The organism is Actinomadura rudentiformis, from assembly GCF_008923185.1.
Classification (GTDB): domain Bacteria; phylum Actinomycetota; class Actinomycetes; order Streptosporangiales; family Streptosporangiaceae; genus Spirillospora; species Spirillospora rudentiformis.
In genome coordinates, this window is the sequence record NZ_WBMT01000006.1 from 1 (window position 1) to 26,560 (window position 26,560).

25 protein-coding genes and 1 pseudogene are annotated in these 26,560 nt (G+C 69.3%); 18 read left to right on the forward strand and 8 right to left on the reverse strand.

Annotation, left to right across the window (positions count from 1 at the left end):
* Window positions 1-449: 449 nt before the first annotated feature.
* The 6 genes and pseudogenes from F8566_RS13550 to F8566_RS51130 all read left to right on the forward strand — a co-directional run.
* A complete protein-coding gene (locus F8566_RS13550; RefSeq protein ID WP_151560575.1) occupies window positions 450-800 on the forward strand; it encodes a hypothetical protein in 351 nt (116 codons plus the stop codon).
* Window positions 801-858: 58 nt separating this feature from the next.
* The gene (locus tag F8566_RS13555; protein ID WP_192809669.1) at window positions 859-1,443 is read left to right on the forward strand and encodes a hypothetical protein; all 585 of its coding nucleotides are present in this window, start codon (window positions 859-861) and stop codon (window positions 1,441-1,443) included.
* The gene (gene bufB / locus F8566_RS13560; protein WP_151560577.1) at window positions 1,440-2,516 is read left to right on the forward strand and encodes an MNIO family bufferin maturase; all 1,077 of its coding nucleotides are present in this window, start codon (window positions 1,440-1,442) and stop codon (window positions 2,514-2,516) included. Before F8566_RS13555 ends, bufB begins: the two co-directional genes overlap by 4 nt.
* On the forward strand, window positions 2,509-3,405 hold the full coding sequence (locus tag F8566_RS13565) for an HvfC/BufC N-terminal domain-containing protein (protein WP_192809670.1): 897 nt from the start codon (window positions 2,509-2,511) through the stop codon (window positions 3,403-3,405). The genes bufB and F8566_RS13565 overlap by 8 nt, the downstream gene beginning before the upstream one ends.
* The gene (locus tag F8566_RS13570; RefSeq protein ID WP_151560579.1) at window positions 3,402-4,679 is read left to right on the forward strand and encodes a ferritin-like domain-containing protein; all 1,278 of its coding nucleotides are present in this window, start codon (window positions 3,402-3,404) and stop codon (window positions 4,677-4,679) included. The genes F8566_RS13565 and F8566_RS13570 overlap by 4 nt, the downstream gene beginning before the upstream one ends.
* A 229-nt stretch (window positions 4,680-4,908) precedes the next feature.
* Window positions 4,909-5,067 (forward strand): annotated as a pseudogene (locus tag F8566_RS51130) (IS982 family transposase); the annotation flags it as partial.
* A gap of 35 nt (window positions 5,068-5,102) precedes the next feature.
* On the opposite strand, the gene F8566_RS13580 reads toward F8566_RS51130, so the two are convergent.
* Window positions 5,103-5,489: an Imm32 family immunity protein gene (locus tag F8566_RS13580; protein ID WP_151560580.1), complete on the reverse strand. Its 387-nt coding sequence runs from the start codon at window positions 5,487-5,489 to the stop codon at window positions 5,103-5,105.
* A gap of 253 nt (window positions 5,490-5,742) precedes the next feature.
* Between F8566_RS13580 and F8566_RS13585 the strand changes: the two genes are divergently transcribed.
* On the forward strand, window positions 5,743-5,961 hold the full coding sequence (locus F8566_RS13585) for a hypothetical protein (protein WP_151560581.1): 219 nt from the start codon (window positions 5,743-5,745) through the stop codon (window positions 5,959-5,961).
* A 137-nt stretch (window positions 5,962-6,098) separates the two neighbouring features.
* Here F8566_RS13585 and F8566_RS13590 read toward each other — a convergent pair whose 3' ends face one another.
* Window positions 6,099-6,752 carry an MBL fold metallo-hydrolase gene (locus F8566_RS13590; RefSeq protein ID WP_151560582.1) on the reverse strand — a complete coding sequence of 218 codons (654 nt, stop codon included), beginning with the start codon at window positions 6,750-6,752 and terminating at the stop codon, window positions 6,099-6,101.
* A gap of 168 nt (window positions 6,753-6,920) precedes the next feature.
* On the opposite strand from F8566_RS13590, the gene F8566_RS13595 reads away from it, so the two are divergent.
* From F8566_RS13595 to F8566_RS13605, 3 genes are all read left to right on the forward strand, one after another.
* The gene (locus F8566_RS13595; RefSeq protein WP_151560583.1) at window positions 6,921-7,412 is read left to right on the forward strand and encodes a hypothetical protein; all 492 of its coding nucleotides are present in this window, start codon (window positions 6,921-6,923) and stop codon (window positions 7,410-7,412) included.
* A complete protein-coding gene (locus F8566_RS13600; RefSeq protein ID WP_151560584.1) occupies window positions 7,409-11,224 on the forward strand; it encodes a tetratricopeptide repeat protein in 3,816 nt (1,271 codons plus the stop codon). The genes F8566_RS13595 and F8566_RS13600 overlap by 4 nt, the downstream gene beginning before the upstream one ends.
* Window positions 11,225-11,306: 82 nt before the next feature.
* Window positions 11,307-12,083, forward strand: a complete 777-nt coding sequence (locus F8566_RS13605) for a Crp/Fnr family transcriptional regulator (protein ID WP_192809671.1) — start codon at window positions 11,307-11,309, stop codon at window positions 12,081-12,083.
* Here F8566_RS13605 and F8566_RS13610 read toward each other — a convergent pair.
* Window positions 12,078-12,824 carry a maleylpyruvate isomerase family mycothiol-dependent enzyme gene (locus tag F8566_RS13610; protein ID WP_151560586.1) on the reverse strand — a complete coding sequence of 249 codons (747 nt, stop codon included), beginning with the start codon at window positions 12,822-12,824 and terminating at the stop codon, window positions 12,078-12,080. The two genes, F8566_RS13605 and F8566_RS13610, sit on opposite strands and share 6 nt — an antisense overlap.
* Window positions 12,825-12,970: 146 nt before the next feature.
* Window positions 12,971-13,810, reverse strand: coding sequence for an alpha/beta fold hydrolase (locus tag F8566_RS13615; RefSeq protein WP_151560587.1), 840 nt, complete (start codon window positions 13,808-13,810; stop codon window positions 12,971-12,973).
* Window positions 13,811-13,992: 182 nt separating this feature from the next.
* Between F8566_RS13615 and F8566_RS13620 the strand changes: the two genes are divergently transcribed.
* From F8566_RS13620 to F8566_RS13630, 3 genes are all read left to right on the forward strand, one after another.
* Window positions 13,993-14,928: an SMP-30/gluconolactonase/LRE family protein gene (locus F8566_RS13620; protein ID WP_151560588.1), complete on the forward strand. Its 936-nt coding sequence runs from the start codon at window positions 13,993-13,995 to the stop codon at window positions 14,926-14,928.
* Window positions 14,929-15,126: 198 nt separating this feature from the next.
* Window positions 15,127-17,964 (forward strand): excinuclease ABC subunit UvrA, encoded by a 2,838-nt coding sequence (uvrA, locus tag F8566_RS13625; protein WP_151560589.1) that lies wholly within the window; start codon window positions 15,127-15,129, stop codon window positions 17,962-17,964.
* 81 nt (window positions 17,965-18,045) lie between these two features.
* A complete protein-coding gene (locus F8566_RS13630) occupies window positions 18,046-18,555 on the forward strand; it encodes a Rieske (2Fe-2S) protein (RefSeq protein WP_151560590.1) in 510 nt (169 codons plus the stop codon).
* 75 nt (window positions 18,556-18,630) lie between these two features.
* On the opposite strand, the gene F8566_RS13635 is transcribed toward F8566_RS13630, so the two are convergent.
* The gene (locus F8566_RS13635) at window positions 18,631-18,834 is read right to left on the reverse strand and encodes a cold-shock protein (protein WP_151560591.1); all 204 of its coding nucleotides are present in this window, start codon (window positions 18,832-18,834) and stop codon (window positions 18,631-18,633) included.
* A 265-nt stretch (window positions 18,835-19,099) separates the two neighbouring features.
* Here F8566_RS13635 and F8566_RS13640 point away from each other — a divergent pair, with 265 nt between their 5' ends.
* Window positions 19,100-19,324 carry a hypothetical protein gene (locus F8566_RS13640; protein WP_225993145.1) on the forward strand — a complete coding sequence of 75 codons (225 nt, stop codon included), beginning with the start codon at window positions 19,100-19,102 and terminating at the stop codon, window positions 19,322-19,324.
* An 85-nt stretch (window positions 19,325-19,409) separates the two neighbouring features.
* On the opposite strand, the gene F8566_RS13645 is transcribed toward F8566_RS13640, so the two are convergent.
* Together F8566_RS13645 and F8566_RS49835 are read right to left on the reverse strand one after the other, a co-directional pair.
* The gene (locus F8566_RS13645; RefSeq protein WP_151560593.1) at window positions 19,410-20,003 is read right to left on the reverse strand and encodes a GAF domain-containing protein; all 594 of its coding nucleotides are present in this window, start codon (window positions 20,001-20,003) and stop codon (window positions 19,410-19,412) included.
* A gap of 32 nt (window positions 20,004-20,035) precedes the next feature.
* Window positions 20,036-20,431 carry an STAS domain-containing protein gene (locus F8566_RS49835; RefSeq protein WP_192809672.1) on the reverse strand — a complete coding sequence of 132 codons (396 nt, stop codon included), beginning with the start codon at window positions 20,429-20,431 and terminating at the stop codon, window positions 20,036-20,038.
* Window positions 20,432-20,794: 363 nt separating this feature from the next.
* Here F8566_RS49835 and F8566_RS13655 point away from each other — a divergent pair, with 363 nt between their 5' ends.
* On the forward strand, window positions 20,795-21,292 hold the full coding sequence (locus F8566_RS13655) for a Rieske (2Fe-2S) protein (protein ID WP_225993146.1): 498 nt from the start codon (window positions 20,795-20,797) through the stop codon (window positions 21,290-21,292).
* 59 nt (window positions 21,293-21,351) lie between these two features.
* Here the strand turns inward: F8566_RS13655 and F8566_RS13660 are convergent, their stop codons facing one another.
* Window positions 21,352-22,476, reverse strand: a complete 1,125-nt coding sequence (locus F8566_RS13660; protein ID WP_225993147.1) for a mechanosensitive ion channel family protein — start codon at window positions 22,474-22,476, stop codon at window positions 21,352-21,354.
* A 115-nt stretch (window positions 22,477-22,591) separates the two neighbouring features.
* Between F8566_RS13660 and uvrC the strand changes: the two genes are divergently transcribed.
* Genes uvrC through F8566_RS13675 form a run of 3 tightly spaced genes read left to right on the forward strand, consistent with a single transcriptional unit; the run spans window position 22,592 to window position 26,551 of the window.
* Window positions 22,592-24,682, forward strand: a complete 2,091-nt coding sequence (uvrC, locus tag F8566_RS13665; protein WP_151560595.1) for an excinuclease ABC subunit UvrC — start codon at window positions 22,592-22,594, stop codon at window positions 24,680-24,682.
* On the forward strand, window positions 24,679-25,557 hold the full coding sequence (rapZ, locus tag F8566_RS13670; RefSeq protein ID WP_151560596.1) for an RNase adapter RapZ: 879 nt from the start codon (window positions 24,679-24,681) through the stop codon (window positions 25,555-25,557). The genes uvrC and rapZ overlap by 4 nt, the downstream gene beginning before the upstream one ends.
* Window positions 25,558-25,597: 40 nt before the next feature.
* On the forward strand, window positions 25,598-26,551 hold the full coding sequence (locus F8566_RS13675; RefSeq protein ID WP_192809686.1) for a gluconeogenesis factor YvcK family protein: 954 nt from the start codon (window positions 25,598-25,600) through the stop codon (window positions 26,549-26,551).
* Window positions 26,552-26,560 lie beyond the last annotated feature (9 nt).

Here is a 26,560-nt window from a genome sequence, read left to right on the forward strand (position 1 = left end):
GGAGCCACTGCCACGAAACGGCCACAACCAGCGCCTCGCCTCACGTAGGTCCCGGCAATGACGCCATGGTACGGGCCGTACACGATCCGACACCGGGAGGACAGGCGGGCGGGGAAGGGGCGCCGGCACGCCTGCCCAGGTCCCGTAGAAGCCGCGGTCGGCAAATGTCAGGCTGCCGCCGACCGCGCCGCAGCCCCAGCCGCCCGCAAAAAGTGAAGGCGTGGAGTGGGCCCTGCCCAGTTGCCTGAACCTGACCATGCGCCATCCAAACCATGCAGCCCAGGCTGTGCCCGGCGACTTGGGGCTGCGCTGTGGTTGACCTACGGGGCCGCTTGCCGGTGGTGGCGCGCCGATGGTCCCCTCGGCAGACCTCCGGGTAGTTACTTACTGTCGTTTCCGGCTACTTAGAGTCGGGAACTTTCAGGGTGACCCCGACCTGAGGAGCACAGGTGCCCCCGCTTCGTGCCGTCATCGCTGCGGCCGCCGTCGCCCTGGCAGTCACCGCGACATCACCCCCCGTCCACGCCGCAGCCCCTTCCGACACCCCCATTCCCACATACATCTGCGATCGGACCGTCGCCGGTGTCAAGCACAAGGGCTGGGGATGGCTGAACTGTGGCGCCTCCCGAGGCGCCCCGGTCAGCGGCGAGGTATATGGCACCTTCCTGATCTTGTCGCGCAAGGAGTCCGATCCCGCGCTCGCGTGCCAGCAAAAACAGCGTGACAACTACCCGTCCGGGCGCGCGCAGTTGCCCGACCAAATCATCGGTTTCTTCTGCGCCCCCGTTTCCTCGGGATGACCCGACTACCACTCGGCGGCACGGCGAACAGGCCCGTGCCTCATCGCGTCCTGAAGGCATGACGAAAGGCTGGATGATGAGCATCCCTCCCAAGGGACACGACCCACGGCTGTTCGTCGAGGACACCGATTCGTTCATCGAGGGCGGCAAGCAGGGCAAGAAAGAACAGAAGAAGGAACAGGAGAGAACGCCCCGGCCCCACACCACCACGCCGGGACAGGACCCCAAAGCCCATGAACTGCATGTGTGCATGGGATTGAACTCCTGCAAGGGGCAGGGCCGCGACGGTTCCGGCTGGATGGCCGGCACGGGCCAGTGCGCCACGGTCTTCCACGAGTGCCACGGCGCGAACGAATGCCGCGGCCAAGGCGGCTGCGGCTACACCGGGCACGATGCCGAGCAGGCCCTCCCCGGCGCCCAGCACTGCCGCTACTCCGGCAGCTGCGCCAGTCCGGTCAATATCAGCCGGGTCCACGCCGCCGGTCCGTTCCGCGGAACGAGCGTGTGGAAGCGGGCGCGCAAGGTCTTCGAGCAGCGCATGTACGAGGCGGGCGTCCCGTTCGGCCCGTCGCCGGGCGAGGGATACCCCGATGACGAGGTGCCCTCCTATGAGACCGGCCGCGTCAGCAAGCCGAAGAAATGACGGCCGTTCACTCGTCCGCGGCGCGCGCCGCGCCATCGAACGCAGGCGATCCAGCGGTCCATCAGGCGTCGGAGCGCCTCGGCCTTGGGGTGGGGCTACGGGCGTCGCACCTGCCGTACGTGGTGTCGGCGTGGCCGCGGGTGGACTGGTTCGAGATCATCTCCGAGAACTTCATGGACTCCGGCGGCTACCCCCGCCACGCCCTCGACCAGATCGCCGAGCGGTACCCGCTGGTGATGCACGGGGTGTCGCTGTCGATCGGCAGCACCGACCCGCTGGACATCGGCTACCTGCGCCGGCTGCGGCGCCTGGCCGCCGCCACTGGGGCCCGGTGGGTGTCAGACCATGTGTGCTGGACAGGGGTCGCCGGCGTGAACACCCACCAGTTGCTACCGATCCCGTTCACCGAACAGTCCCTGCGGCATCTGGCCCGCCGGATCCGTACGGTGCAGGACGTCCTGGAACGCCCGCTGGTGCTGGAAAACCCCAGCACCTACGCCGCCTTCGCCCACTCGACGATGACCGAGTGGGAGTTTCTGGCGCGCCTGTGTGAGGAGTCCGGATGCCGGCTGCTGCTGGACGTCAACAACGTCTTCGTCTCCGCGGCCAACCACGGTTTCGACGCCGAGGAGTACATCCGGGCTTTGCCACACGATCGGATCGCGCAAATCCACCTGGCGGGCCACGCCGACCGCGGCACCCATCTGCTCGATACCCACGACCGCCCCGTCGCCGAACCGGTGTGGCAGCTCTACCGGCTCGCCACGGCGCTGAGCGGGCCCGTCCCGACGCTGCTGGAATGGGACGACCGCCTTCCGCCCTTCCCGCAACTGCTCGCCGAGTTGCACAAGGCCAACCGGTACATAGGCAAGCCCCCTCCGCACCCGGGCGAGCGCGATCTGGGCATGGGTGAGACCAGCCCGGGCGTGTGCGAGGCCGACCCGTGCGTGGGCGAGGTCGACCCGTGCGCGTGCGGGCCCGACCTGTGTACGGGCGAGCCTGGCCTGGGCGTGCGCGACCTCGCTGTCGCTCCGATTCCATTCGCGCGCAAGGGGCCGGTGCGCGGTGACTAGAGCATCCCTCGCCGTCTCCGTTCCCGCGCTTGAAGCAGCCCAGCACTGGCTGCAGAACGCCGTCGCCATCACCGCCTTCGCTGAGCCTGCCGAAATCCCTCCGGCAGCCGGAGCCGCCGGGATGCTGGCGGGCTCGGCGCGGTTGACCGCCGAGCAGTGTCTGGACATCTACCGGATCGACTATCAGGCGCGTCTGCTGGAGACGATGCGGCACCAGCATCCGTCGCTGCGCGTTTTGCTCGGCGACGAACTGTTCGATGACTTCGCCGCCGACTATCTGCGGTCCCACCCTCCCCGCTCGTACACCCTGGCGCGGCTGGACGAGGACTTGGCCGATCATCTGTCCGCCCAGCGGCCCGACCGGGACGCGCCGCCCGCACAGCGCGAGGCATGGATCGACGTGATGATCGACCTGGTCCGCTACGAACACGCCTTCGCGCAGGTCGCGGACGGCCCTGGCCTGGAAGGCCTACCAGACCGGCCCCCGCCGGCGCTTGCCCAGCACCACATCGACACTGGTAAGGCAAGGGTGACACCGGCGCCCTGCCTACGCCTGCTGAATGTCTGCGCGCCAGTGCACAGCTACCACACCGACGTCGGCCAAGGACGGCGACCGGCACCGCCCGTTCCCGACCCGGCGCACCTGGTGCTGTTCCGGCATGACTACCGCGTCCTCACCACCGCGATCACGCCCGGTGCGTTCGCTTTGCTGGACGCGCTCACGCAAGGAGCGGCCCTGGCAGACGCGGCCGAGGCCGCCTGCGTCGCCCTTGCCGAGGCTCGCCACCACCTGCGCCACTGGGCCGCCCAACGGTGGGTGCGCGTGTCCCACCTCACCGACCAGCACACCCTCCGTCCGGCCTGCACCCGTCAGGAGACCTCCCCGTGAGCAACGGCCCCTCTGCCTCCACCGACTCTGCCGCCGGCACTGCCCCCACCAGCGGATCCATGGCGACGATCCTGGACGCCTTCCCGGTCAATGCCGCCAAAGGCATCACCACCAAAGAGGACCTGCGCAACCACCTGATCCAGGCTGCGGCCGTGGAGACCCAGACGATTCCCATGTACCTGTACGCCCTGTATTCCATCGCAGGACAGGGCCACTCCCGGTGGGCGGCGGGCACCGGTGCCCACCGCCTGATCCGCAGCATCGTCGTCGAGGAAATGCTGCACCTGTGCCTGGTTCGCAACATCCTGGTGGCCCTGGGCTTCGGTGACCAGGTGCGGTTCTACGATGAGGACTTCGTGCCCGACTTCCCCGAATACATGCTGCACCGCCATCCAGCGCTGCTGCTCCGGCTGAGCAGATGCGACAGGAGACTCATCAGGGACGTCTTCATGGAATTCGAGCGCCCTGATGCGCCACCGGCCGAGGGCACCCCTCCCAAGGGGCAGTACGCCACCATCGGGCAGTTCTACAAATCGATCGGAACCGGGCTGAAACGGCTGGATGCCGCAGAACCCCAAAGCCTGTGGGCCGGGAACAAGCCCGAACTCCAGTACGTCGCCGCCTACTGGAACAATGACGGCGGCGGGGAACCCATGCTGGTCAAGGACCTGTCAACCGCCCAGCAGGCGCTGAAGATGATCGTCGACCAAGGGGAAGGAGTTGACCCCGCCAAGCCCTCGGTACCGGTCGATGTCCTCTATCCCGTACCGGGCATCGATGAACTGCCCCACTTCCACAAGTTCCAGCGCATCGCCGAAGGGATCGAACCGATCGGTCCCACCTGGAAGGTCCCCACCGATCCCAAGTCCTTCCAATTCGGGGACGACGCCGCCGCCAGCAGCATCAGCAATCTGTTCAACGCGGCGTACTGCTACGTGCTGCACCTGATCGACGTGCTCTACCAGACCCCGTCCACCGATGTCGTCCCCGGAAAGAAGAGTCCCCGCTACGGGCACGAGCGGCTGTTCATGTCGGCCATGCAGGGCGTGCTGGCCAACACCGCCGAGATCATGGTGGCCACTCCCGCCAGAGCTGGCGAGATGGCCAAACGGAAACTGCAGATGGCCCCGACCTTCGAGTACTACTCCCACCTTCCCGCGTCGGGCAAGAAACAGCACCTGATCGAGCTGTGCGACAAGGCCGTCGACCATTTCCCGCAACTGGGCGGCGACAACAGCGTCCGGTGGCTGCTGGGCAAGATGCCCGACGTGTGATAAGCCCCCCGACACCGACCGGCGGGCGGACCGCGACGGCGGCACGATACGGCGGGGAGTGTCAAGGTGTCCGCGTCGGCTCGGCCCAAGGGCGAACGCCTGTACGACTCACCCAGAGGGAGTCCCGATATCCGACGCCGGTGTGATGAAGCGATTCGGTCGTGTCATGCGGCAGATCGAGATCAACGGGCGCGCATATCCGATCACTCTTAAGAGCTGCGCCCGGCTGGTCGAGTCGGTCAACGACACTCTCGAGGGCCAGTTCGGCCTGGAGGAACACGGCGGTCGGTCCGTCGAGGGCGTCGCCATTCGGGTGGCCCAGCGTGTCCTGGCGATGGCGGCCGGGATCTGGCACAGCAGCAAGATCGGTGCACCGGTTACCCGGTCGCCTACGATCACTGATCGCAGCGACCAACTGTCCACTCACCGGTTTGGCATGCCTGCGTGCGGGCTGTTGACCACCAAGGACAGTGATCCTTCGGCGAGGTAGAAGTGCCCGGGGAAGTAGTCGATGTGGAGGTGGCCGCCGCCTTCGGCGGTGGCCATGGCTTGCAGGTTCTCCGCGAGCACAGTCCTGCTGGCGCAGTCACCGCTGATCACAAGGATCTGCTGCTCGGCGTCCCGGTGGATGAGGACCCCGGGGCCGGAAGTCTTCTTGACCTCGACGCCGGCCAAGGCGTTGCTGCCCGGCGAAGATGTGGAGCTGAGCCGCCCCTCGCCCTGGGCCACCGCGCTTGCCAAGCGCGTTAGCTCTTCCGCCGATGCGGAGAGATCCACTTCGCCGTACCTGGGGTCAGAGACCAGCCTCACGGGCGTCACTCCTTCAAAGTTCGGACCCTCATGATGCCCGCCTGCCAGATCGTCGGTCATCCGTCCGGGTCAGCGAAGACGGCCAGATGCAGCGGAGCAGATCGGAGCTACCCGTCTAGGGGAAGCCGTCAGCCAGTTCCTCGGCGGGTTGCCTCACGCGTCGGTCGAAGGTGCCGGGCGCTTCGGGGAGGGGCGCTCAGTTCACCGCTGATGAAATTGGCGCGAATCAAGTCCTGCGCTGCCCAGCGCATTAGTGATCAACCTCCAGCGGGAGGTCCGGCTCGGCGTCACCGACGACATGCGCATCGCCCACGAGGAGGTCTTGGGCAGCGTCGCCGAGCGCGTTCAAGTCGTCTGGATCGGCGTGGGAGACGGCAGCAGCCCAAAAGCCGGATGGCAGGATCTGGTCGGCGTGGTAGCTGCGGCCTGCTCCAGCAGCTCGGGGCCGCCAGTCAGGTATTGGGTGACCTGACCGTCATGGGCGCGGTCGACCGCCAGTGCCGGGCGCGCATCAGATCGGCGATTTGTCGGAAAGCAGCCAGATCGGCGCCGGTTCGAAGGTTGGGCGTGTTGGTGTTGGTTGGGTTGTGGTGTTGGCGGCTGTGGGGGTTACCAGCCGCGTTGCCACCAGTCGGGGATGCTGGGGCGTTCTCTGCCTAGGGTCGAGTCGTTGCCGTGGCCGGGATAGAACCAGGTGTTGTCGGGGAGGCGGTCGAAGACTCGTTCGGTGACGTCGGTCATCAGTTGCTTGAAGCGGGTCGGGTCGCCCCAGGTGTTGCCTACACCTCCTGGGAAGAGGCTGTCGCCGGTGAACAGGTGGGGGCGGTCGGCTTCGGTGTAGAGGAGGGCTATCGAGCCGGGGGTGTGGCCGCGTAGGTGGATGACCTCGAAGGTGGCTTGGCCTACTTGGAGGGTGTCGCCGTTCTCGACGGGTTCGGCCACGGGTTCGGGGAGGGGCTCGGCGTCGAAGGGGTGGGCTACGACGGGGGCGCCGGTGGCCTGGACGACGTCGCTCAGGGCCATCCAGTGGTCCTGGTGGCGGTGGGTGGTGACGACGCGGCTGAGGGGGCCGTCGCCGATCAGTTGGAGGAGGCGGGCCGGCTCGTTGGCGGCGTCGACGAGCAGCTGGTCGCCGGTCGCGGTGCAGCGGAGCAGGTAGGCGTTGTTGTCGTACGGGCCGACGGCGACCTTGGTGATCGAGAGACCGGGCAGCTCCCGGACGTCGGGTTTGCCGCCGACCTCGACGTGACCGGTGTAGCTCATGTGTCCTCCTCGGTGGGGCGCGCGGTTCCATCCTCTCTCATGCGGGGTGCGTGGGCGGGAATTGAGTCACCAGACTCAGCGCAAGCGTGCCGTACCGGATGGTTCTCGACGGATTCTTGGCGGACGATCGTTCGTGGAAGGTCAGGTCGAGAGGACGGTGACGCGGTGGTGACGAGGACTTCCCCGGTCGGCCCTCCGCGCGGGGACGACGCTCCAGAGGAACTGCTCCGGCAGGCCTGCGCGCTGGTACGGCTGTGCGGTCAGGACGGGCTCATCGCGGCGGTGCTGCTGGGGGTCGTCGGCGTGGGGGTGATCGCTCAGCTTGCCGCGGTTCGGCCCGGGGTCGTTCAGCTGGCGTTGCTCGGGGTGCTCGGTGTCGCGTATGCGGGGTCGGCGGGCTTTGTCGTCCGGTCGCGGATGACGCTGGTGGCGGCGCTCAGCAGTGCCCGTGGGAACACGGGGTCGCCGCTCGATCCGGCCGTGCCGTGGAGGCCGTTCGCGCTGGACACCGCACTCGACGAGCGGGTGCGGGATGGAGAGCTGCGCCGGTTGCTGGCGGCGGCGCACCGCTGCTCGGAGCTGTCCTGGAGGGCGGTGGTGTGGGGGATGGTGACGGCCGTGTCGTTCGTCATCTGGACGATGGCGATGGTGGCGCTGTGATCGACGACGACGTCAGGCGGGGCAGCTTCTGGGACCGCCTCGCCGTCACCGACCGGCAGGCGCTGCGCGCGATGGGGCGGCGTTCGGAGATCCCCAAGGGCGGGATGGTCTGCCACCAGGGTGTGGTGGCGCCGGGCGTGTTCGTCGTGTTCAAGGCGAACGCGCGGACGGTGTCGAACGCGGTGGCGAAGGAGTTCGTGGACTCCAGCGAAGGCGACGAGTCCATCATCGACCTGTTCGGGCCGGGCGATCTCGTGGGTGCGCTGGCGCCCTGGGGGCATCCGCAGCGGGGGACGGTGGCCGCGCTCGATCAGATCGCGGTGCTGCGCATCGACCGGCGGCAGTTCGCCAGTCTGCTTGCGGCCAATCCGCAGGTGGCCGAGGCGATGATGCACACCATCGCCGAGAGCGACGCTTATGGCGGACGTCGTCATGCGGTACGGGCGGCCGAACATCCGCAGCGTCTCGCCTATCACTTGTTGGAGTTGGCGCATCGGTTCGGCGTCGTCACGAGTTACGGCGTGCAGATTCCGCTTCGTCTCAGCCAGGCCGATCTGGCGAACTGGGCCGGCATCTCCCGCGAGACCCTCGTGCGCTGGTTCCGGGTATGGCGGTCCAAGGGCATCCTCGACAGCCGCAGCCGTCCGCTGACCGTTCTCGCTCCGGAGGCGTTGCGGCGGGCGGCCAGCCCGTGGGGGGACGAGTGGCCTGCGGCGTCGAATGCGCCGCGTACGACGGATTCCGTGGCTGCCATGCAGGTGGACGAGGCGGTCAGCGTGCGGATCGCCACTCGTTCGCCTGTACGGCTTCAATCGTCGGGCCCGCCTGCGCTGAGGCTGCCGCCGGACAACCCGTTCTTCACCGGCCGAGAGGTCGGGCTGGGCAAGCTGGATCTGCTGGTCTCCCAGTCCGAGATGCCGCGGGCGGTGATCGTTCAGGGGATGGCGGGGGTCGGGAAGACCACGCTGGCGCTGCACTGGGCACACCGGGTCGCCGTGCGGTTCCCGGACGGGGTGATCTTCGTGGACCTGCGGGGGACGACGCGGGCTCCCGTCACCGCGGGGGAGGCGATGGGGCAGGTGCTGCGGGGATTGGGGGTGCCGGGCGATCAGCTGCCGCGCACGGAGGACGAGTTGATCGCGCAGGGCCGGTCGGTGCTGGCCGACCGGCGGGTGCTGCTGGTGCTGGACAACGCGGCGGGGGCCGAGCAGGTCCGGCCGCTGCTGAGCGCCCTGGGGGCGGGGCTGGCGATGGTGACCAGCCGGCGGCAGCTGCCGGACCTGCTCGACGGCGCCGACATCCGGACGCTGGAGTTGCGGGAGATGATGCCGCAGGAGGCGGTCGATCTGATGGCCGCCGTCCTGGGACCGGGCGACCGCCGCGTCCGCGACGACGAGAAGGCGGCGGTGCGGCTCGCGGGCGAATGCGGCTTCCTGCCGCTGGCGCTGGGCATCATGGCGGGGCGGCTCGCCGAGAACCCCGAGGAGTCGATCGCCGATGCCGTGCGGGAGCTGGCGGATCGCGATGCGCCGGCCCCGGCGCCGTACGAGCCCGGGATCGCCACGAGCGGCCTGCCGGCGACCGGCGGTTTGCATGGTGTGCTCAGCCCGACCTTCGATGTCGCCTATCGAGGGCTGCGCCGCGATCAGCGGGAGGCGTTCCGCAGGATCGGGCTCGTTCCCGGGCCGGATTTCACTGCGACCGCGCTGGCGGCGTTGCTGGATCGGCCGGTGGCAGAGGCACATGAGCTCTTGGACGGGTTGTGCCAGGCGTATCTGGTGCACGATGTGGCGCCGGGCCGGTTCCGCATGCACGACCTGTTGCGGGATTTCGCTCGTGAACGTGGGCTGAGTGAGGACGACGACAACGACCGGCTTGCGGCGCAGCGGCGGTTGCTGGGCGCGTACCTGTCGGAGGCGCGTGAGGCGGGGCAGGCCTTGGGGCAAGGGGGACGTCCCGTTCTGGAGGGTGCAAAGGAACCGGCGTCACCGCCAGACCCGGCGGAACGGGCGCAGAGCCTGGCGTGGTTCGAGGCTGAACGGCGCAACCTGGTCGCCGCTGTGCATCTGGCGGCTCAGCACGGTCTGCACCGCACGTGCTGGGAGTTGGCCGACTCGCTATTCGACTTCCAGGAGTTCCGGCGTTACAGCGAGGACAACATCGCCGTGCACCTGGCGGGTTTGCGAGCGGCGCGGACAGAGGAAGACTGGCCCGCTGCAGCGGTCATGTTGCACAACCTTGCAGTGGCGCACTTCGACCTCGGCGGGTCTGTGCAGGCCATCGGGTACGGCGAAGACGCCAGGCGCGGCTTCCGTTCAGCCGATCCTCCCAACCGTCGAGGCGAGGCGCTGGCGCTGGCCACCCTCGCCGACGTGCACTGCGCGCTTGGCCGCTACATGACAGCGATCGAACGGGCACGCAAATCGCTCGCCATCCACCAGTCCCTGAACGACAGCAGCGGCGTGGCCAGAGGACACGAGACACTTGCCAGGAGTTTCCTCGGCCTGGCCGACTACGAGGCCACCCTGGAGAACGCAAGGAAGGCGCTGGAAATCCGCCGTGACATCGGTGACGCGGCAGGGGTGGCCGAGACACTGCTCACCATCGCACGGGTGCACCGGCGGCGTGGCGCCATCGATTCCGCGGTCTCCCATGCTCTCGAAGCACTCTTCATCAGGCAGGAACTGGCAGACCGGCATGGTGAGGCCCAGGCCCTGACTGAGTTGGCGCGCGTGTACGCCTCGCTGGGGCTGCGTGACCTGGCACAGCAGGACGCCGAAAAGGCACTGGAGACCTACCGGGCCCTGGGCGCCCGGCATGGCGAGGCGCGCGCGCTCACCACCCTGGGCCGCCTGATGTGCGATGCCGCACGCTTCGCTGAGGCGTTCACCTACTGCGGCGACGCGCTGCGGCTGCACCGGGAGATAGGGGACAGGCACGGCGAGGCAGAAGCCCTCGCCCAGGTCGGCATCGTGCACTGGCGTCTCGGCCGCTACCGCGAGGCCCGCGAACAACTCGCCCGCGCGCTGGAAATCCGCCGGGAGATCGGCGACCTGCACGGCGAGGCGCACGACCTGGAACACCTGTCGATGGTGATGCGGCGCCTCAACCGCTATCAGGAAGCGTTCGTACTCGGCCTGGAAGCACTCGACCTGTGGCACCGGCTCGGCGCGCAAGACGGCCTGGCCGGCACGCTCGGCAGCGTCGCCCGCACCTACCTGTGCCTGGGCCTGCACCAAGAGGCCGAACGAGCCGCCACCCAAGCCCTGGAGATCCGCCGCGACATCGGCGACCGGTACGGGCTGGGCACCGGCCTGGACACCTACGCCCTCGTGCTGCGCCGCAGCGGCCGCCTCGACGAGGCGCTGCAGACCGAACTGGAGGCCCTGCGCGTCCTCGGCGAGGTCGGTGACCGGCACAGCGAGGGCACCGCGCTGGTCCACCTCGCGGCGATCTACCTCGACCTGGACCGCACCGATGAGGCGCTCGCCAGCGGCAAGGAGGCGCTCGACCTGGCGATCCGGCTCGGCGACGCCCGCGAGCAGGCGTACTCGATGCACACCATGGGCCGGGCATGCCAGCGGCAAGGCCGCCATCCCGAGGCGGCCGAGCACTTCGCCGCCGAGATCGTCATCCGCCGCGAGGTCGGCGACCACCGCGGCCAGCGGACCGCCCTGGAGAAGCTGCGCGACTCGCACATGGCGCTCGGCGACGAGGCTGCGGCCGACGACTGCACCCGCCGGATGCGCGCCATCGAAATGTGGCTGGAGTCCGATGGCGCTGACGCGGAGGTGGTCCCCGAGGCAGAATGATCTTCAGTATCCGATCTCACGTGTGTCGTTTTACGCAGTCCATCGTCGCACTGCCGCGTTCACTCGAATGGGGAGGGCGTCGATGGTCATCAGCACGTTCTGGACCGCGCTGCCCGGCCCGGGGCGCAGGGCGCTCGAGGAGGCCGGCACCTCGGTCCTGATCAGGCAGGGCGCGTTCCTGACGCGCGAGCACAGCCGGTCGTCCCAGGTGTACGTGCTGCGCTCGGGGGCGGTGCAGGTCTGGGTCGACCGGACGGGAGAACGGGTCATTCTCGACATGCTCGGCCCCGGTGACCTGGTCGGGGAACTGGAGGCCGTGGACGGCGGCGTGCGCGAGGCCAACGTGGAGGCGCTCACCCCGGTCCAGGCACTGGTGCTGCCCGCCGACCGGTTCCGGACGGTGCTGAACGCGGACCCCGAGTGGGTGTGGGCGGTTGCGGGCGTCCTCGCCGAACGCCTCCGCGACGCCAACGAGCTGAGGATCTCGCACTTCCCCGACGACGCCGAACGGCGCCTCGGTACGCGCCTCCTCCGCCTCTTCGCGCGCTTCGGCGACCCCGCCGAGGACGGCACGGTCGTCGTCCGGCTGCCGGTCTGCCAGCAGGACCTCGGCCGGTGGGCGGGAATGGGCCGCCGCAAGGTCGCCCAGATCCTCGCCGGCGAACGTGTCCGCGGCGGCCTCGCGGTCACCCGCAACATGATCACCGCGCGCTCACCGGACGTCCTCCACCGTCTGGCCGGAGACGACGCGGACCTGGACCCGGAAGCCGTCAGCCCGGGAGCCGTCAGCCCGGGAGCCGTGAACCCAGGCGGTGTAGGTCCAGGCGACGCGGAGTCGGAGGGAGACCGGCGTTCATAGACCGCTGGGCGCGTGTGGCCATGGTGGTGGTACGGGGAGTGCCCCGTCGGGGCGCAGCGCCAGGCCGGAACCGTCCGAACGGCCGCTGAGCCAGCCGAGCAGCGCACGACCGGAGCCGGAGATGACCGGCCCCGCCGCGTCACCCAGATCGGCCGATTCACCGGTGTCGGTGGCGACGAGCCGGAATCCGGCGAGCTCGCCCTGCCGCCCGGCCGGGAGGGCGGCCAGATCCCTGAGCGTCGCGGGAAAGGCCCACCGTACGTACGACTCGGGCCAGTCCGCCGGTCCGTACCCCGCCGCGAGATCCACGTGATGCGCCTCGACCTCGTTCCAACGGCGGCACACCGAATACCAGGCGGGATGCTCGAAGCCCACTATCGCCCGTACCTTCGCGTCCCACGCCGCGGACGGGAGGGTACGGGCCTGCTCGGCGAACCGCGCCGCCGTCGCCCGGACGTCGGCGACCAGCGCGGACCGGCACCGCCCGGCGCCCGCCTCGATGTCGGCGTCGCGCGCCGCGAGGCTCGGATACTGCGGGATCTCCACGCCCGTCCGCGCCCATTCGAGGAGGTTCCAGAGGGAGTCGGCGTTACGCGCGACATGGGTGGCCACGTGCGCGCGCGTCCACCCCGGCAGCGCCGAGGGGGCGGCCAGTTCCTCGTCCGAGAACCCGGACAACGTGGTCACGACCCGTTCGGTCCCCGCGTCGATCTCCTCCAGGACCTTTCTCCAGTCGCGCATGACGCCACTCCTCTCGTCCGGGTCCATCCTCCACGGTGGGAAGCCAGGAGTGAACGACGTCACGGCTACTGTGTCACGCACGCGCGTCACCACACGCGCGTCACCACACGCGCGTCACCACACGCGCGCGCGTCACCAAGCGTGTCCTAGCTGTGCACCCGGCCCAGGAAATCGCGGGCGAGGGACACGATCTCGGCGAGGTTGGTCTCCAGGGCCCAATGCCCCCCGTTGAGCAGGTGCAGCTCGGCATCCGGCAGATCCCGCAGGTAGGCGCGTGCCGAGGGCGCGGGCATGTAGCCGTCCTCCGGTCCCCACGGGATCAGTGTGGGTGGGCGGTGCTCGCGCAGATACGCCTGGTACCTGGGGAACCATTCGAGGTTGGCCTTCAGCCCCTCCATGAGCCCGACCATGATCTCTCGCCGTTCCGGTGTGCCGAGCTGGAGCCAGGCGAGCCTCCACAGGTCAGGGCTGATGTGCGCGGCCAGGCGCTCGTCGACGTCGTTCAGGAACTCCTCCCGGAACCCGTCCTCGCTCACCGCCGCGGCGAGCTTGGCGCGGCCCTCCGGCGTCGGCTCCGCCCAGTACTCCTTCAGGTACGCGTACTTGGGCCCGAGCGCGTCCTCGTAGACGTCGCCGTTCTGGATGATGAGCGCGGCGACGCGTTCCGGCGCCTTGATCGCCAGCCGCAGCCCGATCTGCGACCCGTAGTCGTGCAGGTAGAGCGCATAGCGTTGCAGGCCGAGCGCGTCGGCGAACCGCTCCAGGAAGTCCGCGTAACCGTCAAAGTCGTATGCGAAGTCCGCCGGAGTGCCGCTGTACCCGAAGCCCGGGAAGTCGGGCGCGACCAGATGCCAGCGGTCGGCCAGAGCGGGCATGAACGCGCGGTATTGGTAGGACGAACAGGGATAGCCATGAGGCAGGAGAACGGCAGGCGCGTCAGCGGGCCCTGCCTCGCGGTAGAACACACTGATCCCATCGAGCTCCATTTGCCGGTGCTGCACACGATCCCCCTCGTCGTCGATGGCAGACGCAGGATCGTTCCCACCCAGCGGAAACCAATCACTCCCACCCACCTGGCACCAGGAGTGGCGCGGTGTGGCCAGTGGTGGGGGGTTTAAGGATTTTTGTGGCGGTGTAAGACTTGATCTTCCGAGAGGGAGTGATCGTTATGCTGCGCCGTGCTGGTGCCGTCGTGTCCGCCGGGATCCTTGGGGTCGTCCTGCTGCCTCCGACGCAGGCCTTCGCGCACCGTGGGGGTCTGGTCGGTGAGTTCCCCCTGCCGAACGGATGGCGGCCCGAGGGGATCGCGACCGGGTCCGGGCCGTTCGCCTACGTCGGATCGCTGGCGGACGGGGACATCTACCGCGCCGATCTGCGGACCGGGAAGGGCAAGGTCATCAGCCAGGGGCCGGGCACGCCGACGGTCGGGATCAAGCTCGACCGGCGTGGGCGGATCTTCGCGGCGGGCGGGCCTGCCGGGACGGCGCGGGTCGTGGACGCGCGGACCGGCCGGATCATCTCCAGCCACCAGCTGTCGACCGGGACGCCGACGTTCATCAATGACGTCTTTCTGACGCGCGGCACAGCGTGGTTCACCGACTCGGCCACTTCGCAGCCCGCGCTATACAAGATGCGGCTCGGGCGGGACGGGCTGCCCAAGAAGGTCGAGCGGCTGGCGCTGAGCGGTGATCTCGTGTTCAACCCGACGGGCCCCAACGCCAACGGCATCGTCTCGACGCCGGACGGGAACGCCCTGCTGATCGTCCAGAGCAACGCCGGGAAGCTGTTCCGGGTCGATCCGAAGACCGGTGTGACGCGGACGGTGGACCTGGGCGGCGAGTCGCTGGTCAACGGTGACGGAATGTTGCGTCATGGGAACACGTTGTACGTGGTTCAGAATCGCTCCAACGTCATCGCCGTCCTGAAGCTCAACCGGTCCGGCACCTCGGCACGCGTGGTCCGGCGGATCAGCGACTCCCGTTTCGACGTGCCGAGCACGGTCGCCTCGTTCAAGGGACGGCTCTACCTGCCGAACGCCCGGTTCACGACGACGCCGACGCCCGACACCACCTACAACGTGGTCGGGGTTAAAGTGCACAGGTAGCCCGCCCGCTGGGGCGGGGTGGCGAGCCGGGCGCGTTCCGGTGGCGAGAGATCTTCGAACACGTGTACGGTTCGAAATGCGAAGGCGCTCGCCGCCGTTGTCGCAGGACAGGGATTCTGTCGTACCCCCTGGCTAGCCTGAGACCGAGGTTTTCTGTCTCTAGTCGCCGCGCCCCAAAGAGGAACCGGGAAGAACGCTGTGCATGACCGACTCATCGTGCGTGGAGCACGCGAGCACAACCTGAAGGACGTCTCGCTGGATCTGCCGCGCGACTCCATGATCGTGTTCACCGGGTTGTCCGGGTCCGGCAAGTCGAGTCTGGCGTTCGACACGATCTTCGCCGAGGGGCAGCGCCGGTACGTGGAGTCCCTGTCGGCCTATGCCCGGCAGTTCCTCGGGCAGATGGACAAGCCCGACGTGGACTTCATCGAGGGGCTGTCCCCGGCGGTGTCCATCGACCAGAAGTCGACCAGCAAGAACCCGCGTTCGACCGTCGGCACGATCACCGAGGTCTACGACTACCTGCGGCTGCTGTACGCGCGGATCGGCCACCCGCACTGCCCCGAGTGCGGCCGCCCGATCAGCCGCCAGGCGCCGCAGCAGATCGTCGACCGGGTGCTGGAGCTGGAGGAGGGCACCCGGTTCCAGGTGCTCGCCCCGGTCATCCGCGGCCGCAAGGGCGAATACCTGGAGCTCTTCCGCGAGCTGCAGTCCAAGGGCTACTCCCGCGCGCTCGTCGACGGCGCCATGATCAGGCTCGATGAGCCGCCGCGCCTGAAGAAGCAGGAAAAGCACGACATCGCGGTGGTCGTCGACCGCCTCGCCGTCAAGGACTCGGCCCGCCAGCGGCTCGCCGACTCGGTGGAGACCGCGCTGGGGCTGGCCGGCGGCACGATCGTGCTCGACTTCGTCGATCTTCCCGAGGACGACGAGCACCGCACCCGGATGTTCTCAGAGCACCTCTACTGCCCGTACGACGACCTGTCGTTCGACGAGCTGGAGCCTCGCTCGTTCTCGTTCAACTCGCCCTACGGCGCCTGCCCTGACTGCACGGGCCTCGGCACCCGCATGGAGGTCGACCCCGAGCTGGTCGTCCCGGACGTCGAGAAGACGCTGGGCGAGGGCGCGATCCAGCCGTGGTCCAACGGGCACGTGAGCGACTATTTCCTGCGGCTGTTGTCGGCCCTTGGCGACGCCATGGGCTTCGACCTCAACACCCCGTGGGAAAAGCTGCCCGCCAAGGCGCGCAAGGCCGTGCTCAACGGCCACGAGACCCAGGTGCACGTCCGCTACAAGAACCGCTACGGCCGGACGCGCTCCTACTACACGGCCTATGAGGGGGCGATCCCCTACATCCAGCGGCGGCACGCCGAGTCCGAGAGCGACGCGACCCGCGAGCGCTTCGAGGGCTACATGCGGGAGATCCCGTGCCCGACCTGCGACGGCGCCCGGCTCAAGCCCGTCATCCTCGCGGTCACCATGGGCGGCAAGTCGATCGCCGAGGTCGCGGCCATGCCCATCGGCGAGTGCGCCAAGTTCCTGCTGGCCCTGGAGCTGGACGAGCGGGAGACCCACATCGCCGAGCGGGTCCTCAAGGAGGTCAACGCCCGCCTCGGCTTCCTGCTCGACGTGGGCCTGGACTACCTGACCCTCGACCGCGCGTCGGCGACGCTGGCAGGCGGCGAGGCGCAGCGGATCCGGCTGGCCACCCAGATCGGGTCCGGCCTGGTCGGCGTGCTGTACGTGCTGGACGAGCCGTCCATCGGCCTGCACCAGCGTGACAACCACCGGCTCCTGGAGACCCTCGTCCGGCTCCGTGACATGGGCAACACGCTCATCGTCGTCGAGCACGATGAGGACACCATCCAGGCCGCCGACTGGATCGTCGACATCGGCCCGCGCGCGGGCGAGCACGGCGGTGAGATCGTCGTCTCCGGCACGCTCGACGACATGCTCCGCTCGGACAAGTCCCTGACCGGCGCCTACCTGTCCGGCCGCCGCAAGATCGAGATTCCGGCCATCCGCCGGCCCCGGACCAAGGGCCGCGAGGTCACGGTCAAGGGCGCCGCGCAGAACAACCTCCAGAACGTCGACGTCGCGTTCCCGCTGGGCGTGTTCACCGCGGTCACCGGCGTCTCGGGCTCCGGCAAGTCGACCCTGGTCAACGACATCCTCTACAACTCGCTCGCCAAGCAGCTCAACGGCGCGCGCGTGGTGCCCGGCAAGCACAAGCGGGTCAACGGCATCGACCAGCTCGACAAGGTCGTGCATGTCGACCAGTCGCCGATCGGCCGTACGCCCCGTTCCAACCCGGCCACCTACACGGGCGTCTTCGACCACATCCGCAAGCTGTTCGCGCAGACCACCGAGGCCAAGGTGCGCGGCTACCAGCAGGGCCGCTTCTCCTTCAACGTCAAGGGCGGCCGCTGCGAGAACTGCTCCGGTGACGGCACCATCAAGATCGAGATGAACTTCCTGCCGGACGTCTACGTCCCGTGTGAGGTCTGCCACGGCGCCCGCTACAACCGGGAGACCCTGGAGGTCCACTACAAGGGCAAGACGATCTCCGAGGTGCTCGACATGCCCATCGAGGAGGCCACGGTCTTCTTCGAGCCGATCACCGCCATCCACCGGCACCTCAAGACCCTCAACGACGTCGGCCTCGGCTACGTCCGCCTCGGCCAGCCCGCGCCGACCCTGTCGGGCGGCGAGGCGCAGCGCGTCAAGCTGGCCGCCGAGCTGCAGAAACGCTCGACCGGCCGGACGATCTACGTGCTGGACGAGCCGACCACCGGCCTGCACTTCGAGGACATCCGCAAGCTTCTCGGAGTGCTCAACGGCCTGGTCGACAAGGGCAACACGGTGATCGTCATCGAGCACAACCTGGACGTCATCAAGACCGCCGACTGGATCATCGACATGGGCCCCGAGGGCGGCTCGCGCGGCGGCACCGTCGTCGCCACCGGCACCCCCGAGGACGTCGCCAAGGTCGAGGGCAGCCACACCGGCACCTTCCTGGCCAAGATGCTCGACTAGCTGAACCGCCAGGCCCCGGCAACCGTGACAGGAGTACGGCGGCACTCCCGCCGTACTCCTCGCACCATCGGAGGTCGGTCGATGCGTCAGCCAATCACAAACGACACGGCGGGCGGGGGCACTCGGCGCGAGCTCCTTGCGGGTGCGGGGCTCGCGGGACTGGCCGGGGTAGTGACGGCATGCGGCGGGTCGGAGAACGGCACGGCCCCCGCGAGCCCGGCCCGCACCGGCCAGTCCACCGGGTCCCCGGCACCGCCCTCACCACTCGAGACGCCGTCCCCTTCGCCCACGAAGAAGCCTCAGGGCACGAGGCTCGCCAAGGCCAGCACGATCCCCGTCGGCGGCGGGCGGGTCTTCGCCAGCCGGAAGGTCGTGGTGACCCAGCCCGAGAAGGGCGAGTTCCGCGCGTTCAGCGCCGTCTGCACCCACCGCGGCTGCACGGTCGGCTCGGTCTCAGGCAGCACGATCAACTGCCCATGCCACGGCAGCAAATACTCCATCGAAGACGCGTCGGTCCAGGCCGCCCCGGCCACGCGCCAGCTCGCCCGCCGTGGCGTCACGGTGAACGGCGGCGAGATCTATCTCACCTGATGGAAACGCGCGATGCCCCCGGCGGGCGACGGCCGTCAGGCCGCGCCCGCCGAGGGCATCGTCAAGCAGGTCGGGTCAGGCGGGAACGATGTTCTCGGCCTGCAGGCCCTTCTGGCCCTGAACGACCTCGAAGGACACCTTCTGGCCCTCCTGGAGCTCACGGAAGCCCTGCGCCGCGATGTTCGAGTAGTGGGCGAAGACGTCCGGGCCTCCGCCGTCCTGCTCGATGAAGCCGAAGCCCTTTTCCGCGTTGAACCACTTGACCGTACCGGTGGCCATAGCCATCTCCTTCTGGATAGGCCTCGAACCCACCCCTTGTGGGAACGAGGACGCCGCGACCGCCCATCCGGAAGATCCAGAAAAACAAAAAAGCGCCTGAGGTAGGACCGCAGGCGCACACAACCAATGTTTATGGGAACCGCAACGAGGACCACGTTAGCACATGTCCCGGCCAGGAGCCCACGTTTCCCGTCAACGTAAAATTCGAGACCAGGTAGCGGGGAAATGCCCCGGAATCGTCCTGGGTGGCGCATACTGGCAAGTGATGAAACCCTCCCGAGCCGCCAAGCGGCGACACCTGCCGACCAGCCCCTTCAAGCCTCCGCTCCCGGCGCCGCCGGTCAAGGAGTTCGCGCTGGGCGACCAGGTGACTCACGACAAGCACGGTCTCGGACGCGTTCTCGAAGTCGAGGGGCAAGCCGTCCTCGTCGACTTCGGCACGGTGAAGGCGCGGATCATCGCGCCTTACGCCAAGCTCTTCAAGCTCTGAGCCGTCCGAGGCCGGACCAGGCCCGGGCCCCACGAGGGGGCACGGGCCCGTCCTCCTTGCTTCCCTACACAATGTCCTGACGTCCCTAACGCAGTTCTGCGGTGCGGTCGGCCGCGCGGCGTTCCTCGGCCAGCTCGACCAGTGTGGCCGACATGCCCGCGAACAGCGCGAGACTTCGCGTGACCGAGGCGCTGAGCGGCAGATCGCCCGGGCGGCCGACCACGGCCAGCACGCCGCGGGTGGCCTCGCCCGTCTCCAGCGGCAGCAGCAGGATGGGGCCGGCCGGCAGCCCCGTGAGGGCCTGGTCCACGGCCACCCGCGCCGACAGCGCCCGCCGGGTGGCGAACACGCGCCCGATCATCGAGCGGCCACGGCGCACGGTCAGGCCGTGGATGCGGTCGGCGTCGTCGCCGACGGCGATCTCCACGCGCAGGAGGTTGGGGTCGTCCTGCGGCAGCGCGATGAAGGCCAGGCGCGCCCGGGCCATGACGCGGGCGTGCGTCGCGATCTGCGTGAGCAGGTCCGCCAGGGCGGTGCCGTCCAGGACCGCCGCCATCAGGTCGAACGACGCCGTGAGCCGTTCGGGGTCACCCGGGCTCCAGCTCCGCCCGGCGGGACCCCACTTGAGCGGCGCGACCTCGTCGTCCGCCACCTTGTCGTTCCACATCTTCTGGACCACCTGGGCTCTCGTAGGAGTGGCGCCGGCCACGGTCAGGCCGCGGTCGAACGGGCGCCGGTGCCGGACTGGAGCGCGTCGCGCACCGACCGGCGGATGGTGAAGGCGCGCCCCAGGCCGGTGAGGGTCAGCAGCCGTTCCATCTGCGGCCGGGGCGCGGCGAGAACGATCGAGATGTCGCGCGACGCCGTCCGCCGGCGGGCACCGACCAGCAGGGCGAGGCCGGCCACGTCGCAGAACGTCACGCCCGAGAGATCGATGACCACATGGGGACCGGTGTCCCGCAGGGCGGCGTAGAGCGGACCGCGGAGCCCCGGGGTGGATGCGATGTCGAGCTCTCCCCGGAGGGTGATGAGGAGGTGCCCGGGTGAACGGTCGAGCGTCATTCCGGCTTCGTCCAGGGAAACATCCAGGCAAACGTGGTCGGTCATAGGCCGGATCTCCGATCCAGGGCTGTGCAGGCCGACGGCCCGCCGGGCATGGCGAGGGGCGTGGGCCTCATCCCGCGTGGCGGCTTCGGAGCTGGTGATGCGGCGGCATGGGCGCCGGACCTGTCTGGGCCCGGGGGCCCATGAAGTGAGAACCAGGGCGATGCCGGCTTTGCTGCCGGCACCTGCGGACCCTCGTTCGAATCGAGTGTACGCCTTCAACTGCGATCGCGCCCGGCGGCGATCGCCGCAGGGCACCGCCGGGACGAGGGCGGACGCAGACGATCTGTTCAGGATTGAACCGTCCGTGTGACGCATCCGTTCCTCCTTGTGACAGGGGAGTAATCGAACGCCGCACACGGAGGTATGAGGTTCATGGTGATGGAGCCCGCATCGCAGGTGGAAGAGATCGAGCAGTCGGCCACCGCGGCACCGGAGGGGGGCAACACCCGGCGCGGGGTCCTCATCGGGGTCGGGCTCGCCGGCGCCGCGGGAGTGGTGGCGGCGTGCGGCGGATCCGACGACTCCGGGGACAACGGCTCCGCCGGGCAGCAGTCGCCGACGGGAGGCGGCGGCGGGGCCGCGCTGGCCCAGGCGAGCGAGATCCCGGTCGGCGGCGGCAAGGTCTTCAAGGACCAGAAGGTCGTCGTGGTCCAGCCGACGCAGGGCACGTTCAAGGCGTTCAGCGCCGTCTGCACGCACCGGTCGTGTCCGGTCGACGAGGTCGCCGGCGGGACGATCAACTGCCCCTGCCACGGCAGCAAGTTCAAGATCGCTGACGGTTCGGTGGCCGGTGGCCCGGCGACCAAGCCGCTGGAGGAGAAGCAGGTCACGGTCGCGGACGGGCAGATCAAGCTCGCCTGACGGCAGCGTTCCGCGGATCCCGGGCCCCTCTACCGGCTTTTGGTCCACCGGCCATCGGTCTACTGGCCATCGGCATGGGCGAGGAGGGGCTCAGGGAGTTCCGTGCGGAATTTCGGCAGCGCGTGCGGGTGGTTTTCGCGGATGTGGCGCACCAGGTGCTCGCGTACGTCGCAGCGCAGATCCCAGGCGCTGGCCGAGTCGGCGGCGCTCATCAGGGCGCGGACCTGCACCAGCCCGTTCGGGAGGATGTCGGTGACCTCCAGCACCCACTCCCGGCGGTCCCAGAGCGGGCTCTCGCGCAGGAACGAGTAGACCTCGGTGCGCAGCTCCTCGACCGGCACCGACCAGTCCACATGGACCACCACGGTCCCCATCACCCTGCTGGAGTGGCGCGTCCAGTTCTCGAACGGCTGCTCGGTGAAATACGACACCGGCAGGATCAGCCGGCGGTCGTCCCAGAGGTGCACCACGACGTACGACAGGGTCAGCTCCTCGACACGACCCCACTGGCCCTGGACGACCACCACGTCGTCAAGGCGCAGCGCGTCGCTGAACGCCAGCTGCAGCCCGGCGAACAGATTGCCGAGCGTCGGCCGGGCCGCGATGCCGACGACCAGCCCGGCGACACCGGCCGAGGCCAGCACCCCGGCGCCGAGGGCCCGCACCGCCGGGAAGGTGAACAACGCCGCGCCGACCGCGAGGATCACCACGACGACCGCCGCGATCCGGCGGAGCAGCATCATCTGCGTCCGCGCCCGCCGCGCGCGGCGGTTGCGCTCGCCCTCGATGCGGGTCAGCCGGTTCAGCGCCGGATCGGTGAGCGCGTACGAGATCCTCAGGACCAGCCAGGTGACGGCGCCGATCGCCGCGATCCGCATCCCGTGCCCGACCGCCCCGCTCGCGCCGGCACCGAGCAGCTGGTACGGCATGGCCGCGTTCGCGCTGATCACGGCCGCGGTGGCGAACGCGGGCGCGGTGCAGCGGCGGGCCACCGCCGCGACCCCGGGCCACCGCGCGGACAACGGGCCGGCCAGCAGGCGCCGGCCCACCTCCACCACGACCACCGAGGTGGTGACCGCTATCGCCAGAATGATCCAGGACCAGAGCGCGGACACGTCCGGACGACCTCCCTTGATCTTGATCGCGGGCTGGGTGCCATCCGGTAGTCCCTTTCCGATCATCATGGGCCCGAATCGAGATCTGGATCACTCTGGGGGGATCTGGGCCATTCGTCCCGCTGCCGCGGAGGGCGCCGCCGGCACGCCTACTCTGTCGGCGGCGCCCACTAGGCTTTATGTCGTGGCAGATCCGGCGACCTACCGACCCGCCCCGGGGTCCATCCCAGACTCGCCGGGGGTATACCGCTTCCGTGACGAGCACGGGCGGGTCATCTACGTGGGCAAGGCCAAGAGCCTGCGCTCCCGGCTCAACTCCTACTTCGCCGACTTCGCCGGGCTGCACCCCCGCACGCAGACGATGGTGCAGACCGCCGCCCGCGTCGACTGGACGGTCGTCGGCACCGAGGTCGAGGCGCTGCAGCTCGAATACTCGTGGATCAAGGAGTTCGACCCCCGGTTCAACGTCCGTTACCGCGACGACAAGTCCTATCCGTATCTGGCCGTCACCCTCGACGAGGAGTTTCCAAGGGTGATGGTGATGCGAGGCGCCAAGCGCAAGGGAGTGCGTTACTTCGGCCCCTACTCCCACGCGTGGGCGATCAGGGAGACGGTCGACCAGCTGCTGCGTGTGTTCCCGGTGCGGACCTGCCGGCCGGGCGTGTTCAAGCGGCAGCACCAGCTCGACCGGCCCTGCCTGCTCGGCTACATCGACAAGTGCTCGGCCCCCTGCGTCGGCCGTGTGACGCCCGAGGAGCACCGGCTTCTCGCCGAGGATTTCGGCGACTTCATGGCGGGCAACACCAGCCGCTTCATCAAGCGGCTCGAACGCGACATGCGCGAGGCGGCCGCGTCGCAGGAGTACGAGCGGGCCGCACGGCTGCGCGACGACATCCGTGCGCTCGAACGCGCGCTCGAAAAGCAGACCGTCGTCCTCGGCGACACGACCGACTGCGACATGATCGCCTTCTTCGAGGACGAGCTGGAGGCGGCCGTCCAGGTCTTCTACGTCCGGGGCGGGCGCATCCGCGGCCAGCGCGGCTGGGTCGTCGACAAGGTCGAGGCCGTCACCACCGGCGACCTCGTCGAGGACTTCCTCATCCAGATCTACAGCGAGAGCGACTCGGTGCCGCGCGAGGTGCTGGTCCCGGCGATGCCGCCGGACGAGCAGGCCATGATCGAGCTGCTGAGCGAGCAGCGCGGCGGCCCCGTGCACCTGCGGGTGCCCCAGCGCGGCGACAAGAAGGCCCTGCTGGAGACCGTGCAGCGCAACGCGATGGAGGCGCTCAAGCAGCACAAGACGCGCCGGGCCAGCGATCTCACCACCCGGAGCAAGGCGCTGCAGGAGCTCCAGGAGGCCCTCGACCTCGACGAGGCGCCCCTGCGGATCGAGTGCTACGACGTCTCCAACCTTCAGGGCACCAACGTGGTCGCCTCGATGGTGGTGTTCGAGGACGGGCTGGCCCGCAAGAGCGAATACCGCCGCTTCACGATCAAGGCGGTCGAGGGCCAGGACGACGTCCGGTCCATCCATGAGGTGATCACCCGCCGGTTCAAGCGCTACCTCGCCGAGAGCGAGAAGACCGGCGAGCTCGACACCCTCGGCGACCCCGGGGCGGGCGTGGAGGCCGAGCTGGAGGGGCGCACGGCGGGCAGCGCGGTGGGCGATTCGGAAGGTGGTCCGGAGGACGTCTCGGCCCATCAGCCGATCGATCCCGAGACCGGCCGCCCGCGCAAGTTCGCCTACCCGCCCAACCTGGTCGTCGTCGACGGCGGCCCGCCGCAGGTCGCCGCGGCGCAGCGGGCGCTGGACGAGCTCGGCATCGACGACATCGAGGTGTGCGGCATCGCCAAGCGGCTGGAGGAGATCTGGCTGCCGGGCGACGACGACCCGGTGATCCTGCCCCGCAACAGCGAGAGCATGTACCTCGTCCAGCGGGTCCGGGACGAGGCGCACCGGTTCGCGATCAACTTCCACCGCCAGAAGCGTTCGAAGACGATGACGGCGAGCGAGCTCGACAACGTCCCCGGCCTGGGCCCGGCCCGCCGCAAGGCCCTGCTGAAACATTTCGGCTCGCTCAAACGCTTGAAGGAAGCGACACCCGAGCAGATCGCCGAGGTGCCGGGCATCGGGCTGCGCAGCGCCGCGCAGATCGCCGCCGCGCTCGGGGGAGCGCCGGTCCCGGGCGGATCCGCGACCGCGGCGATCGACGAACGCACGGGCACCCATGACGGGGAGCACAGGGACGGGGAGCACAAGGGGGAGCGCGGATGACCGCCGAGACAAAGGTCCCGGACATCGTCATCGTCACCGGCATGTCCGGGGCGGGGCGCAGCACGGCCGCCAAGTCGCTGGAGGACCTCGACTGGTTCGTGGTCGACAACCTCCCGCCCGGCCTGCTGGCGACCATGGCCGACCTCGGCGGCAGGGTCAAGGACGCGGTGCCGCGCATCGCCGTCGTGGTCGACGTGCGCAGCCGCGCGTTCACCGCCGACCTGCACTCCTCGATCGAGGATCTGGAGGCCCGCGGCGTCCACCCGCGCGTGGTGTTCCTGGAGGCCTCCGACGCCGCCCTGGTGCGGCGCTTCGAGAGCGTGCGGCGGCCGCACCCGCTGCAGGGCGACGGCACCCTGATCGACGGCATCTCCCGTGAGCGCGAGCGGGTCCGCGAGGTGCGCGCCGAGGCCGACCTGGTCCTGGACACCAGCGATCTGAACGTGCACCAGCTGCGCGCCAAGATCGTCAGCTTCTTCGGCAACGACACCGGCGAGTCCCGGCTGCGCGCCACGGTGCTCTCGTTCGGCTACAAGTACGGCCTGCCGGTCGACGCCGACCTCGTCGTCGACTGCCGCTTCCTGCCCAACCCGCACTGGGTGCCCGAGCTGCGGCCCCAGACCGGCCGGGACGCCCCGGTGCGCGACTACGTGCTGGCGCAGCGCGGCGCCAAGGAGTTCCTCGACGCCTACATCGAGGTGCTGCGGCTGCTGAACGACGGCTACGAGCGCGAGGGCAAGCACTACGTCACGCTCGCCGTCGGATGCACCGGCGGCAAACACCGTAGTGTGGCGATGGCGGAGCAGCTCGCCACCCGGCTCCGGGACGAGGGCGTCGAGGTTCAGGTGGCCCATCGTGATCTCGGTCGTGAGTGAGCGTTCCGATCAGGTCCGGTACAAGGAGACGAGCGGCACGGTGAACTCCCCTGGGCCCAAGGTCGTCGCGCTCGGCGGGGGCCACGGCCTCTACGCGTCATTGTCGGCGCTGCGCCGGGTGACCGACCAGCTGACGGCCGTGGTGACGGTCGCGGACGACGGCGGCTCCAGCGGCCGGCTGCGCAAGGAGCTCGGCGTGCTGCCGCCGGGCGACCTGCGGATGGCGCTGGCGGCGCTCTGCGGCGACGACGAGTGGGGCCAGACCTGGCGCGACGTGGTGCAGCACCGTTTCCGCAGCCAGGGCGAGCTGCACGACCACGCCGTCGGCAACCTGCTGATCGTCGCGCTCTGGGAGCTGCTGGGGGCCGAGGCCGCCGTCGAGGGGCTCGACTGGGTGGGCCGCCTGCTCGGCGCCCACGGGCGCGTGCTGCCGATGGCCTCGGTGCCGATGGACATCGTGGCGGAGGTGCGGGGAGCCGATCCGGCCCGTCCGGACGCCGTCTCCAGGGTCAAGGGCCAGGTGGCGTGCGCCAAGACGCCGGGCACGGTGCTCAGCGTGTCGCTGGTGCCGACCGACCCGCCCGCGTGCCCGGAGGCGCTGCAGGCGGTGCAGGAGGCCGACTGGGTCGTGTTCGGCCCCGGCTCCTGGTTCACCAGCGTTCTCCCGCATCTGAAGGTCCCCGAGCTGGCCCGGGCCTTGACCGAGACCCGCGCCCGGCGGATCGTCGCCTTGAATCTGGTGCCGCAACCTGGGGAGACCGACGATTTCTCGCCGCAGAACCACCTCGAGGTGCTGCAGGCGCACGCCCCCGACCTGCGGATCGACGTCGTCCTCGCAGACCGGGGCGTCGTGGACGACGCCGCGGCGCTGGACAAGGCCGTCCAGGCCCTCGGCGGCAGCCTGGTGCTCACCGACGTCGCCGCGGCGGACGGATCGCCGCGTCATGATCCCACCCTGCTGGCCCAAGCCTTCGTACAGATATTCGCTGACTGACAACCGCGC